The sequence below is a fragment of the Mycolicibacillus trivialis genome, from assembly GCF_002102395.1.
GTDB lineage: Bacteria > Actinomycetota > Actinomycetes > Mycobacteriales > Mycobacteriaceae > Mycobacterium > Mycobacterium triviale.
This window is the reverse complement of the sequence record NZ_LQPZ01000006.1, coordinates 21,539-34,411: the sequence shown is the minus strand read 5'-3', so window position 1 is coordinate 34,411 and position 12,873 is coordinate 21,539. Positions and strand designations below refer to the sequence as shown.

Annotated in this window: 14 protein-coding genes and 1 riboswitch; of the genes, 9 read left to right on the top strand and 5 right to left on the bottom strand. The window is 70.3% G+C overall.

Features of this window, described 5'->3' with window-relative positions; genetic code table 11:
* Positions 1-5: 5 nt before the first annotated feature.
* Positions 6-1,040, bottom strand: a complete 1,035-nt coding sequence (locus AWC30_RS17670) for a PPE family protein (protein ID WP_085107411.1) — start codon at positions 1,038-1,040, stop codon at positions 6-8.
* Between the two features lie 12 nt (positions 1,041-1,052).
* Positions 1,053-1,352 carry a PE family protein gene (locus AWC30_RS00640; protein WP_085107684.1) on the bottom strand — a complete coding sequence of 100 codons (300 nt, stop codon included), beginning with the start codon at positions 1,350-1,352 and terminating at the stop codon, positions 1,053-1,055.
* Between the two features lie 151 nt (positions 1,353-1,503).
* Positions 1,504-1,565, bottom strand: a riboswitch (Fluoride riboswitch).
* A gap of 86 nt (positions 1,566-1,651) precedes the next feature.
* Between AWC30_RS00640 and AWC30_RS00635 the strand changes: the two genes are divergently transcribed.
* Positions 1,652-2,710 carry a putative PII-like signaling protein gene (locus tag AWC30_RS00635; protein ID WP_234807884.1) on the top strand — a complete coding sequence of 353 codons (1,059 nt, stop codon included), beginning with the start codon at positions 1,652-1,654 and terminating at the stop codon, positions 2,708-2,710.
* Positions 2,711-2,752: 42 nt separating this feature from the next.
* On the opposite strand, the gene AWC30_RS17475 is transcribed toward AWC30_RS00635, so the two are convergent.
* Both AWC30_RS17475 and AWC30_RS17470 read right to left on the bottom strand, forming a co-directional pair.
* Positions 2,753-3,439 (bottom strand): hypothetical protein, encoded by a 687-nt coding sequence (locus AWC30_RS17475; RefSeq protein ID WP_133053631.1) that lies wholly within the window; start codon positions 3,437-3,439, stop codon positions 2,753-2,755.
* 18 nt (positions 3,440-3,457) lie between these two features.
* Positions 3,458-4,075 carry a hypothetical protein gene (locus AWC30_RS17470; protein ID WP_133053630.1) on the bottom strand — a complete coding sequence of 206 codons (618 nt, stop codon included), beginning with the start codon at positions 4,073-4,075 and terminating at the stop codon, positions 3,458-3,460.
* Between the two features lie 443 nt (positions 4,076-4,518).
* Here AWC30_RS17470 and AWC30_RS00620 point away from each other — a divergent pair, with 443 nt between their 5' ends.
* The 8 genes from AWC30_RS00620 (at position 4,519) to AWC30_RS00585 (ending at position 11,992) form a co-directional block, all read left to right on the top strand.
* The gene (locus tag AWC30_RS00620) at positions 4,519-4,887 is read left to right on the top strand and encodes a YraN family protein (RefSeq protein ID WP_085107403.1); all 369 of its coding nucleotides are present in this window, start codon (positions 4,519-4,521) and stop codon (positions 4,885-4,887) included.
* The gene (locus AWC30_RS00615; RefSeq protein WP_085107400.1) at positions 4,887-6,395 is read left to right on the top strand and encodes a YifB family Mg chelatase-like AAA ATPase; all 1,509 of its coding nucleotides are present in this window, start codon (positions 4,887-4,889) and stop codon (positions 6,393-6,395) included. The genes AWC30_RS00620 and AWC30_RS00615 overlap by 1 nt, the downstream gene beginning before the upstream one ends.
* Positions 6,392-7,525 (top strand): DNA-processing protein DprA, encoded by a 1,134-nt coding sequence (gene dprA, locus AWC30_RS00610; protein WP_085107396.1) that lies wholly within the window; start codon positions 6,392-6,394, stop codon positions 7,523-7,525. The genes AWC30_RS00615 and dprA overlap by 4 nt, the downstream gene beginning before the upstream one ends.
* Positions 7,526-7,553: 28 nt before the next feature.
* Positions 7,554-8,402, top strand: a complete 849-nt coding sequence (locus AWC30_RS00605; RefSeq protein ID WP_085107393.1) for a siderophore-interacting protein — start codon at positions 7,554-7,556, stop codon at positions 8,400-8,402.
* 24 nt (positions 8,403-8,426) lie between these two features.
* Positions 8,427-9,587, top strand: coding sequence for an alpha-hydroxy-acid oxidizing protein (locus AWC30_RS00600; RefSeq protein WP_085107390.1), 1,161 nt, complete (start codon positions 8,427-8,429; stop codon positions 9,585-9,587).
* Positions 9,588-9,619: 32 nt separating this feature from the next.
* Complete coding sequence (locus tag AWC30_RS00595; RefSeq protein WP_085107387.1) at positions 9,620-10,522, top strand: tyrosine recombinase XerC; 903 nt, start codon at positions 9,620-9,622, stop codon at positions 10,520-10,522.
* A complete protein-coding gene (locus AWC30_RS00590) occupies positions 10,519-11,394 on the top strand; it encodes an alpha/beta fold hydrolase (protein ID WP_085107385.1) in 876 nt (291 codons plus the stop codon). The genes AWC30_RS00595 and AWC30_RS00590 overlap by 4 nt, the downstream gene beginning before the upstream one ends.
* A gap of 67 nt (positions 11,395-11,461) precedes the next feature.
* Positions 11,462-11,992: a hypothetical protein gene (locus AWC30_RS00585; RefSeq protein WP_085107382.1), complete on the top strand. Its 531-nt coding sequence runs from the start codon at positions 11,462-11,464 to the stop codon at positions 11,990-11,992.
* A gap of 319 nt (positions 11,993-12,311) precedes the next feature.
* Here AWC30_RS00585 and AWC30_RS00580 read toward each other — a convergent pair whose 3' ends face one another.
* Positions 12,312-12,809 carry a peptidoglycan DD-metalloendopeptidase family protein gene (locus AWC30_RS00580; RefSeq protein ID WP_109561868.1) on the bottom strand — a complete coding sequence of 166 codons (498 nt, stop codon included), beginning with the start codon at positions 12,807-12,809 and terminating at the stop codon, positions 12,312-12,314.
* Positions 12,810-12,873: the final 64 nt, after the last annotated feature.

Sequence of the window (12,873 nt, the reverse complement as noted above, 5' to 3'; positions counted from 1 at the left end):
TTTCGTCATCGTGCGGCGGCGGGCCGCACCAGGACAGGGTCGGTTTCGGAACGACGGTGGTTGTCGTCGCGCCGTTCCAGGGTGGCCAGGCTGGTCTGGGCGAAGACCCCGCCGGACATCGGCGTCGCCGTCGCAGGTGCTGACCCCGGAGCGGCAGCGGAGGCCAGGGCCACCGCGACCGGCCGGGCGGTACCCGGCCGCGCGGCCCAACACACCGGGACCGACAGACCCCCGACCGACGGTGCGACGCCCAATGCGGCGGTCACCGCGGGTGCCGCCACCAGCACCGGCGGGGAAGACTTCCGCGCCTCCTGGAAAGCCAGCCGCTGGTTGGTGATGTCGATGCTGCGGCCACTGGCCACCGCGTTGTTGGTGGACAGCATGGTGTTGATCAGATTGGGCACGTGCTCGAGGTAGTCGACCAGGGTCGGTGAGGTGGTCACCACGGGTGCGGCAAGCTGTTGCAGCACGGTTGCCGCCGGGCCGGTGGTGGTCGAGGCGCCGAGGCCGGCCGGGTCGGCGTGCGGTGTCGGTGTGGAGAAGGCCGGCAGCCGGGTGGCTGCGGCCGACGTCGCCGCGTAGGTGTACATCGCGACCGCGTCCTGGACCCACATCTGCAGGTAGTGGGCTTCGGTGGCGGCGATCGCCGGGGTGTTCTGGCCCAGTAGATTGGTGGCGACCAGCGCTGCCAACAACGCTCGATTGGCCGCGATGACCGCAGGCGGGACCGTCATCGCGAACGTCGACTCGAAGGCGCCCGCCGCTGCGGAGGCCTGTCCGGCGGTGGCTGCCGCGGTGGCCGCGGCGCGGTGCAGCCACGCGGTCACCGGTGCGGCAGCGGCGAGCATGCCCGTGGCTCCGCCGCCTTGCCAACTCGCCGCCAGGGCGGCGATGACGGCCGCGAAACCCGCGGCGGCGAACTCCAATTCAGTGGTGATCGTGTTCCACGACGCTGCTGCCGCAAGCAGTGGGCCGGGCCCCGGTCCGCTGTACATCCGGACCGAGTTGACCTCGGGCGGCAGCACGGCGAAGTCGATCATCGCGTGCCCCGGCTATGCGGTGGCGACCGCGTTGGCGGCTTCGGTGGTGGCGTACGCCCCCGCGCCGGCGGCCAACGTGGCGATGAACATCTCGTGGAGCGCGGTCGCCTGGACGCTCACCGCCTGATACCACTGCGCCTGGGCGCAGAATTGCGTCGCTGTCAGTGCGGACACCTCGTCCGCCGCGGCGGGTATCACCCCGGTGGTGGGGGCGGCGGCGGCCTGGTTGCCGGAGGACAGGGAAGCGCCGATGGCTTGCAGGTCGGCGGCGGCCGCGGTCAACAGTTCCGGCTGAGTAGTGACGAAGGTCATGGCATCCTCCATAGGGGCGAATCGAAATGATTTGGGCAGCAAGAGATCACGAAAAGCGCGACGGGTGCGCGCAGCCGATTCGAATCGAGTGGGGAGAGAAAGGTGCCGCGTCTGGTCGCTGTCACGGTGCACCTGCCTCTACCAACATCGTTCTCTGGTAGAGGCCATCAGCCGAAATGGCGGTTCAAGGCGAGCCTCATCGCCTAACCGTGATGTTACTCAGCCCGGCCGGTCGTGCAAAGTATCGTTTTCGCTGGACGCGGCGTTCGGGTCGGCGGAAGGGCAGTGAGGTGCATGACGTGACAGCGGGCGACAGCCTCAAGCTCACCGTCTACCTCAATGAACGGCTCCGCGGCGGCGCCGGTCGTTTCCTCGCCGATGAGCTGCTGGACCTGTTCGGCTCCCGCCGGATCGCCACCAGCATCGTGTTGCGCGGTGTGGGTGGCTTTGGGCCGCAACGGATCCTGCGCAGCGACCGGACGCTGAGCCTGTCCGAGGATCCGCCGGTCGCGATCACCGCGGTCGACACCCGCGCGGCGATCGAGGACCTGCTGGATCCGCTGCGGTCACTTCCCTTCCGCGGCCAGCTCACACTGGAACGCGCCCGGCTGTTGACCGGCATCCCGCCGGGTGCGCCGCCGCCGGAGCTGACCGAGGCGGCCAAACTCACCGTCTATCTGGGCCGCAAGCAGCGGATCGGATCGGTGCCCGCCCACGTCGCGCTCTGCGCGTTGCTGCACCGACGCGGGATCGCTGGCGCGTCGGTGTTCCTGGGGGTCGATGGCACCCGCTTCGGGCAGCGGCAACGGGCCCGCTTCGTCGGCAACAACGCCGACGTGCCGATCATGATCGTCGCGGTCGGCTCCGGCCCGCAGATCGCGGCGGTGGTGCCCGAACTCGCTGAAGCGGTCGCCGAGCCGGTGATCACAGCCGAGCGGGTCCGTATCTGCAAGCGCGACGGTGAGTTCTTCGGGCGTCCGCACCCTCTGCCCGACACCGACGAGCACGGCCGGCCGCTGTGGCAGAAGCTGACCGTCTACACCTCGGCGGCGGGCCGTTTCGGCGGCGAACCCGTCCACCGCGCGCTACTGAGCCGGCTCTACCGGCAGCGATGCGTGCGCGGTGCCACGGTGCTGCGCGGCATCTGGGGCTTCCACGGCGACCACCGCCCGCACGGCGACCGATGGTGGGCCGTTGCCCGTCGGGTGCCGGTGACGACCGTCATCGTGGACACCCCGACCCGCATCGCCGAAGCGTTCACCGTGGTCGACGAGGTCACCGCCGGCCAGGGGCTGGTGACCAGCGAGACGGTGCCCGCGCTGCTGTCGGGTGAGGGGATCGCGAGCCACCGGTCCTGAACCGACCGGATGGGCAACCGCCCCGCGGGCCGTCAGCAGGCTTCACGCCCGGGACCCGTGCGGCGGGATCGGCTCCAGGGCGACGGCTTCGACACCGGTCACGGTGATGTGCCGGGCGTTGGGCGGTCGATCGTGTACCTCGTCGAGGTTGCTGATCTCTCCCCACGGCATGTCCAGGACCCGCTGTCGCGCCAGCTCGGTGTCCTCGGCGTCCTGGACCTTGATGGACACCCGCCAGGTGGCCGTTATCTCCGCGCTGACCTCGTAGGTCTCCGTCCGGCGGGGGAGCAGTTTGAGAACGGTCAAATCGTCGTTCCAGCCCAGAATCAGTCGGTCGTAGTCGACGCACCAGTGTTTATCGATCGCATAATGGGTCAACTTTTCCTGTAGAACCCTCCAGTCGGCTTCCACCATGGCCCGCCAGGATCGTTCATCGCGGATCCGTGACTCGGACGTGAGTAACGTGACCAAAAGTCGTCGGGACCCCTCATCGACGTGTTTGGGATTTCCGTGATCATCGGTGACGACCGCCAGGTCGTTCTCGCCTTCGGCGGGATATTCCACGATATGACCGGTGGACGGGGCGAGAAGAGTGGCCCCGGCATCATGAGAATGTTCTCGCCCCGGCCAGATGTAGACGGTTCCATCCCGATCGGATTGCACATACACCCACTCCGGCACGTGGCGTAAGAAAGCGGTGACGGTGAGGGGCGCATCGATTGTCGTCATGGTTTGACCTTGTTGTCGCTACACGCTGTGTACGGGCTGAAGGTTTTTGTGGTCGAGGGGGAAGACGGATGCCGCTCTGGGCGCCTTGCGGCGATAGTCCTGAGTTTCGGAGGTTTTTTCTGGTAGCTTGATAAATGGGAACGTCAGCATATAGCCGGCCGATTCCGACGCTAACTTGCGTTCCAACTCGGACAAAGGGTCCTTCATCACCTCTGTTTTAAAGTTTATTGCCATCGGCGCACCGTGACCGACGAGTAGGCCGCCCTCCTGGCGCATCTTCACAGATATCAACTGGTAATGATTTATGACGATGGTGACTGGATAAGAAATGCCCTTCTTCAAAAACGGTACTTTGAGGGTCAATTTGTCGCTGTAGCGCGTCACCGAAAACGGTGTGTCATCACAATCGCTGATCGCAGCGGCGTCTTTGTTCCAGTAGGCGTAACGATCGTACAATCGCACTCCGACGCCCTGAAGATATCCCTGGCCTGCCTCGGTCGGATGGTAGGCTAAAAACCCGGTGGTATAGCTGGCTATTCCATCGCTCTCATTGGTTATGAGCTTGAATAACAATTCACCGCCTGACTTGAGCATTGGCAGTGCATCGGCGAACTTTTCTTCCAGACTGGTATTCATTGTGTTCTCCTTTGTTGGATGTGCGGACCGACTGGAAATAACGAACCGTAGTTGGGTGTAAATCGGTATTGTCCGCGGTCCGATACCGGACCCTTTCGCGGGTCGGACTGCCCGGCGTGGGAACAATGTCGAAGACCGTGGGCGGTCATTGGCGTCGTATTCCCTTCATGCTGCACCTGCTGTGGTTCATTGCGCCTTTTATTGTGGGACGCAGTGAGGCGGCTAACATCCGCCAAAGCGCGTAGAAACCGGGTTCCACCCCTCCTGCGCACACGAGTGGACGAGCGCCGACGCAGGACGGGTGCGCGGCGCATTGGCCGGCGGCTCCGGAGTCCCCGCAGTCCTGTGGAGCGGGATGCAACTGGGGATAACCCGGGTGCCGACACACGGTGGCGCCGCTTAGCGCAGGCTGCGTTGTCGGGCCGGCCGCGCACTCTGCGGCCATGACGATGTTGACTCGAGCCGAGCTCGGTGCGCTCGGCGAACAATGCGCGGTGGACCACCTGGCCGGTCTGGGCTGGCGGATCCGGGAGCGGAACTGGCGGTGCCGCCGCGGTGAGCTCGATGTGATCGCCGAGGATCCGGACGACGAGGCGGTGGTGTTCGTCGAGGTCAAGACCCGGACCGGGGACGGTTTCGGTGGGCTGGCCTACTCGGTGCCGCCGGCGAAAGTGCACCGGCTGCGCCGCCTTGCCGGGCTCTGGCTGGCAGAACAGGACCGCTACATCGCACGGGTGCGCATCGACGTGATCGGGGTGCGCGTGGGCCGGGCCCCGGAACCGCAGCTGTTCCATCTGCGCGGAGTCGGCTGATGGCGCTGGGGCGGGCCTACTCGATCGCGGTGCGGGGGCTCACCGGGGCGATCGTCGAGATCGAGGCCGACATCACCTCGGGGTTGCCGGGAGTGCACCTGGTCGGGCTGCCCGACACCGCGCTGCAGGAATCCCGCGACCGGGTCCGCGCGGCGATCACCAACTGCGGCAACAGTTGGCCGCAGTCCCGGCTGACCCTGGCGCTGTCGCCGGCGACGCTGCCGAAGATGGGCTCGGTCTACGACTTGGCGCTCGCGGCGGCGGTGCTGGCCGCACAGGACACCACACCGGCGCGCCAGGAGAAGACCGTGCTGCTCGGCGAGCTGGCCCTCGACGGGCGGGTGCGCCCGGTGCGCGGTGTGCTGCCTGCCGTGCTGGCCGCCAAGGCCGAGGGATGGCCAACGGTGGTGGTGCCCGCGGGCAACCTGGCGGAGGCCAGCCTGGTCGACGGGATCGAGGTCGGCGGCGTGGCCTCGCTGAGCCACCTGCAGGCCTGGCTGGCCGGAAAGGCGCCGCTGGCCGAGCGGATCGCCGCGACGGCCGGCGCCGAGGAGCCCGGTTCGGAACTCGCCGACGTCGTCGGGCAGTCCCAAGCCAGGTTCGCCGTGGAGGTCGCCGCCGCCGGCGCCCACCACCTCATGCTGACCGGGCCGCCCGGCGTCGGGAAAACGATGCTTGCACAACGTCTTCCCGGGCTGTTGCCACCACTGAGCGAGGCCGAGTCCCTAGAGGTCACCGCCATCCATTCGGTGGCCGGCCTGCTCTCGGAGACCACGCCGCTGATCACCCGACCACCGTTCGTCGCCCCACACCACAGCTCCAGCGTCGCCGCGCTGATCGGCGGCGGATCGGGCCTGGCGCGGCCCGGCGCGGTCAGTCGCGCGCACCGCGGCGTGCTGTTTCTCGATGAGTGCGCCGAGATCGGCATCCATTCGCTCGAGGCGCTGCGCACCCCGCTCGAGGACGGTGAGATCCGGCTGGCCCGCCGCAACGGGGTGGTGCACTATCCGGCACGCTTCCAACTCGTGCTGGCGGCCAACCCGTGTCCGTGCGCGCCGGCCGACCCACGCGACTGCTCCTGCCGGCCGGTGGAGAAACGCCGCTACCTGGGTCGGCTGTCCGGTCCGCTGCTGGACCGGGTCGACCTGCGGGTGGCGCTGCACCCGGTGCGCGCCGGGGCGTTCCACGCCGCGGCGGGGGAGTCCAGTGCCGCGGTGCGGTCCCGGGTGGCCGCCGCCCGCGCGGTCGCCGCCGAGCGGTGGAGACGCCACGGCGTGACCACGAACGCGGAGGTCAGCGGCGTGTTGCTGCGCCGCGAGTACCGGCTGGCGACCGCGGCGATGGCGCCGCTGCGTACCGCGGCCGATCGCGGACTGCTGTCCATCCGCGGCGTCGACCGCACTCTGCGGGTCGCCTGGACGCTCGCCGACCTGGCCGGACGCACCACCCCCGGTCGCGATGAGGTCGCCACCGCACTCGGATTCCGGCAGGGCGAGGCCGCCCGATGACCGGCGACTCCGCGACGTTGCGGGCCTGGGCCTATCTGTCCCGCGTCGCCGAACCGCCCGACGTGCGGTTGGCTGCGCTGGTCACCGAGGTCGGCCCGGTCGAAGCCGCCGAACGCATCCGCCGCGGCGCGGTCGGCGACGAACTGGCCCAGAACACCGCCGCCCGTCGCGACATCGACTGCGCGGCCGCCGATCTGGAACTGCTGGACCGTCGCGGCGGCAGGCTGCTCACTCCCGACGACGAGGAGTGGCCCGCCCTCGCGTTCAGCGCGTTCGACGGCGCCACCGGCAGGCCGGACTGCCGGGCACCGCTGGTGCTGTGGCTGCAGGGCCCGGCCCGCATCGACGAGGTCAGTGGGCGCTGCGCAGCGATCGTCGGCACCCGCGCCGCCACCGGCTACGGCGAGCACGTGGCCGCCGATCTCGCCGTCGGCCTCGCCGAGACCGACGTCGCGGTGATCTCCGGGGCGGCGTACGGCATCGACGGAGCCGCCCACCGCGCCACGCTCGCCGCCGAGGGCACCACGGTGGCGGTGCTGGCCTGCGGCATCGACGTCACCTACCCGGCCGGGCACACCGCCCTGCTGCACCGGATCGCCCGGTCCGGGCTGCTGGTGACCGAGTACCCGCCGGGTACCCGCCCCTACCGGCACCGGTTCTTGACCCGAAACCGGCTGGTGGCGGCCTGCGCGGGAGCCACCGTGGTGGTGGAGGCGGGGCTGCGTAGCGGCGCCGCCAACACCGCCGCCTGGGCCCGCGCCCTGGGCCGGATCGTGGCCGCGGTCCCCGGGCCGGTCACCTCCGCCGCCTCGGCGGGCTGCCACGCGCTGCTGCGCGACGGTGCCGAGCTGGTCACCCGCGCCGAGGAGATCGTCGAGCTGGCCGGCCGGATCGGTGAGCTGGCGAGCGAGCAGCCGCACCCGCTCACCCCACTGGACGGCCTCGATGACACCGAACGGCGGGTCTACGAAGCCCTGCCGGGTCGCGGGCTCCACACCGTCGATCAGATCGCGGTCGGTGCCGGCCTGCCCGTCGAACGGGTCCTGGGGCCGCTGGCCATGCTGGAGATCTGTGGGCTGGCCGAACGCCGCGAGGACCGCTGGGGGATCGTGCGTCCGTATAGTCGGTGAAGCAGTCCACGACAGTGAAGGAGGGCCGGTGGCGGGTCGACCGGTGCACACGTTCGAGGTGGTCGCCACGGAACGCCTGACCGAACACATGGTTCGGGTCGTGTTGGGCGGCAACGGGTTCGATACCTTCCGCCCCAACGATTACACCGACTCCTACGTGAAGGTCATCTTCGTCGACGACGACGTCGACGTCGCGGCCCTGCCGCAGCCGCTGACCCGGGACAGCTTCGACGAACTGCCCGCCCACCAGCAGCCGGTCGTGCGGACCCTCACCGTGCGCCACGCCGACCCGACCGCCGGTCAGATCAGCATCGACGTCGTGGTGCACGGCGATCAGGGCAGCGCCGGGCGCTGGGCCGCGGCGGCCCGGCCCGGCCAGCCGGCCTACCTGATGGGTCCCAGCGGTGCGTACGCCCCGAACCCGGCCGCGGACTGGCATCTGCTGGCTGGCGACGAGAGCGCCCTGCCCGCCATCTCGGTCGCCCTGGAGTCGCTTCCGGCCGACGCGGTCGGCCAGGTCTTCGTCGAGGTCGCCGGCCCCGACGACGAGATCGACCTGCCGGTTCCCGCCGGGATGAGCCTGCAGTGGATCCACCGCGGCGGCCGCGCCGACCTGGTCGACGACGACCGGGCCGGCGACCACGCCCCGTTGATCGAGGCGGTCCGCTCCGCTCCGTGGCTGCCCGGCCAGGTCCACGTGTTCATCCACGGCGAGGCCCAGGCCGTCATGCACAACCTGCGGCCCTACATCCGCAAGGAGCGCGGGGTGGCCCCGGCCTGGGCGTCGATCTCCGGTTACTGGCGACGCGGCCGCACCGAGGAGACCTTTCGGGTGTGGAAGAAGGAACTCGCCGCGGCCGAGGCCACCCGGTCCTGATCCGGGCCTGGCAAGCTGACGGCCATGGCATTCGGCGACTATCAGTTCGAGATCTACCTGCAGGGCCTGTCCGGGGTCACCCCGACGCTGCCGATGACCCACAGCGAACTGGAGGCGCGCGCTCACGCCGCGATGTCGCCGTCGGTGTGGTCGTATGTCGCCGGCGGCGCCGGCGACGAACGCACCCAACGGGCCAACGTCACCGCGTTCGAGCGCTGGGGTCTGATGCCGCGGATGTTCGTCGGAGCCACCGAACGTGACCTGTCGGTGCGACTGTTCTCGATGACGCTGCCGTCGCCGGTGTTCATGGCGCCGATCGGGGTGGCAGGCATCTGCACCCAGGACGGTCACGGAGACCTGGCGGCCGCCCGCGCCGCCGCCGCCACCGGTGTCCCGCTGGCGGTTTCGACCCTCACCGCCGACCCGCTCGAGGACGTCGCCGCCGAGTTCGGCGACACCCCCGGTTTCTTTCAGCTCTACACGCCCAAGGACCGCGACCTGGCCGCCAGCCTGGTCTCCCGCGCCGAGGCCGCCGGCTACCGCGCCATCATCGTCACCCTGGACACCTGGGTGCCGGGCTGGCGTCCGCGCGACCTCGCCACCGCGAACTTCCCGCAGCTGCGCGGACACTGCCTGGCCAACTACACCAGCGACCCGGTGTTCCGGGCCGCTCTGCCCGCACCGCCGGAGGAGAACCCCCAGGCCACGGTGCTGGCCTGGGTACAGACCTTCGGCAACCCACTGACCTGGGACGACCTGCCCTGGTTGCGTTCGCTCACCGACCTGCCGCTGATCGTCAAGGGCATCTGCCACCCCGACGACGTCCGGCGAGCCAAGGACGGCGGGGTGGACGGCATCTACTGCTCCAACCACGGGGGCAGGCAGGCCAACGGCGGACTGCCGGCGATCGACTGCCTGCCCGACGTGGTGGCTGCCGCCGACGGGATGCCGGTGCTGTTCGACTCCGGGATCCGCACCGGCGCCGACATCGTCAAGGCGCTCGCGCTGGGCGCCACCGCGGTCGGCATCGGCCGGCCCTATGCCTACGGGTTGGCGCTCGGCGGCACCGACGGCGCGGTGCACGTGTTGCGCGCACTGCTCGCCGAAGCCGACCTCATCATGGCCGTCGACGGCTATCGGTCACTAAGCGATCTCACTCCCGAGGCGCTGCGGCGCGTCGGGTGACAGCCGGTTCACCGGCCTGTCACCGTGGACGCGTGGAGCCCATCCTCGAGGAGTTCGACGAATACCTGGCGTTGCAGCGCGGCCGCTCGGCGCACACCCGCCGCGCCTACCTGGGGGACGTGCGCTCACTGCTGGCCTACCTGCGCGAGCACGGCGGCGCGCCCGGGCTCGACGGCCTGGATTTGCCGGTGCTGCGATCCTGGCTGGCCCGGCAGGCCGGTGCCGGGGCGGCGCGCACCACGCTGGCCCGCCGCGCATCGGCGGTCAAGACCTTCACCGCCTGGGCCACCCAACGCGGGCTGCTGGCCGACGATCCGGCCGCCCGGCTGCAAGCGCCTCGCGCGCGTCGCACCCTGCCCGCAGTGCTGCGGCAGGACCAGGCGATCGACGCGATGTCGGCAGCCGAATCCGGTGCGCAGCAAGGTGACCCGCTGGCATTACGGGACCGGCTGATCGTCGAGCTGCTCTACGCCACCGGGATCCGAGTCAGCGAACTGTGCGGCCTCGACGTCGACGACATCGACATCGACCGACGTGTGCTGCGCGTACTGGGCAAGGGCGGCAAGCAGCGCAGCGCCCCGTTCGGTGAGCCCGCGGCGAAGGCCATGCGGCGCTGGCTGACCGAGGGCCGGCCCGTGCTGGCCGGCACCGAATCGGGGCCGGCGCTGCTGCTGGGCGCGCGGGGGCGCCGGCTGGACCCGAGGCAGGCCCGCACCGTCGTGCACCAGACCATGACCGCCGTCGACGGCGCACCCGACATCGGCCCGCACGGCCTGCGGCACAGCGCGGCCACCCATCTGCTCGAGGGCGGGGCCGACCTGCGGGTCGTGCAGGAGTTGCTCGGCCACTCCAGCCTGGCCACCACCCAGCTCTACACCCACGTCAGCGTGGCCCGGCTACGCAAAGTGCACGACCAGGCCCACCCGCGGGCATGACCGACCCCGCACCGGCACACCGCCGCACCGTCGAACTCGACGGGTGCCGGATCTCCTATCTGGACTTCACTCCGGGCGCAGCCGAGGCCGCCACCGTGGTGTTGCTGCACGGCGGCGGGGTGGACAGCGCCGCGCTGTCCTGGTCGGAGGTGGGCGCCGCGCTCGCCGCTGCGGGCTACCGGGTGCTCGCCCCCGACCACCCCGGCCACGGCGAAAGCCCGCTGCCGGACTGGCCGGTGACCCAGCAGCGCCTGGTCGACTACGTCGGGCAGTTCGTCGACGCCGTCGGCCTGCGCCGATACACGATCGGCGGGCTGTCGCTGGGCGGGGGCTTGACACTCGGCCATGTGCTGGCCCGGCCCGGCAACGTGGCCGGCGCGATCGCACTGGGCAGCTACGGGCTGATGCCGCGGCTGGCCGGCGGCCGACAGCTGCTGACCTGGACGTTGCAGCGCACCGGCGCACTGGACGCGCTGACCCGGTGGATGGCGGGCAACAGAGCCGCTCTGAACTGGAGCATCAAGTCCCTGATCCGCGACCCGGCGCGACGCACCCCCGAACTGGTCGACGCGATCACCGCCGCGGCGCGCAAGCCGGGCGGCTTCACCGCCTTCGAACAGTGGCAGCACGACGAGATCCGGTGGAACGGGCTGCGCACCGACTACACCCCGCAGCTGGCGTCCTTTCCCCGTCCCGCGCTGATCATCCACGGCGCCAAAGACACCGGTGTGCCGCTCGCGCGGGTCCGGAAGGCGGCCGGGCTGATCCCGCAGGCGACACTGACCGTGGTCGAGGAGGCCGGTCACTGGGTGCAGCGCGACGCCCCCGACGTGGTGATCGCCGCGATGCTGGGGTTTCTGGGTCGACTCTGACAACCATCCGGTTCCCGCGCGGCAAAAACCGTGGGAGGCCATGCTCGGGCGGGCGGATACTCGGAACATGGCCGGTTTACGCACAGCACCCATCATCGCCGCCGCGCTCGGCGTCGCGGCCGCCGTCCTCACCGCACCCGCCGCGACCGCCGATCCGGCGCTACCGGATTTCAGTGCGTTCCCCAAAGCCGACGCCAAGGATTACGTCGTCCGCGACGGCGTCGCCTATTCGGTGCGCGGCTTCACCACCCCCGAGGGGGTGTTCTGCACCTCGTCGTCGCATCGAGGCATGTCATCGGTGGACTGCTTCAGCACGGTGCCGCTCCCCGGCGCCTCAGATGGCGCCAACACCGTGCACGTCCGCCGCTCCGGAAACGTACTCGAACCGACCACAATGGTTGCGGCGCAGGTGGAGCCGGGCCCCGGACCGGTGGAGTTCGAGGGACACCCGCTGCGGATGCTGCCCCCCGCCGTGGACTATGCCTTCGATCAGGCGAACTGCGCGCGCGACGCGACCACGCAGTTGGCCTGTGTGATGAGCAACGGCACCGAGCAGCACGGTTTCGTCATCCGCGACGGTCACACCGAGGTGTTCTGAGCCCGCCAACCCGCCAACCCGCCGACTAAACCCCCGCTCTCGCCGCGAAACCCCCACTCTCGCCGCGAAACCCCCGCCCTCGCCGCGAAACCCACGCTCTCGCCGCGAGATTGAAGTGATGCAGGCGGCTTCTCGAACTTTCTCTGCATGGCTTCCATCTCGCGGGTTTTGGGGAGCCACGCGGGTGGACGAGGAGCGCGGGTGGGGAGAAGTGCGGGTTTTGGGGAGCCACGCGGGGAGCCACGCGGGTGGACGAGGGGCGCGGGAGGGGGAGGAGCGCAGGTCTTGGGGAGCCACGCGCCACGCGCACCCCGGACCCTCACCGCACCGGCTTCAACCGGATCGGCGTGGCCGCCAACAGGCCGAGGGGATCCACATAGTCCGCCCGGGCGGCCGAGCCCCACATCGCGCCCCAGTGCAGGCAGGCCGGTGCACCGCAACCCGGGTGCCCGGCGACCAGCTCACCGATCACCGCGCCCGACGCCACCCGCCGGCCCACCTGCACCGTCGCGCGCACCGGCTCGTAGCTGGTGTGCAGCCCGCCGGCGTGCGCCAGCGTCATCACCGGGCGCCCGGCGAGCATCGCGGCGAAGACCACCGTCGCAGGACCCGGGGCGTACACCGGCTGGCCGGGTTCACCGGCCAGGTCCACGCCACGATGCCCGCGCTGCCAGTCCGGGCGCGGCGCGTCGAACACCCGCAGCACCACAGGTGGGGGCCGCAGCGGCCAGTCCAGCCGGGGACCCCCACCGCGCGCCGGGGCGGCGCCGGCCAACCCGAGTGCCACCGTGAGCAACATCACCGCTATCGCGCGCATCGGGCCAGTTCAGCGCGACGCCGACGGTCCCGCCAGTCGACGGCGCCACCGGCTGTGGACAAAC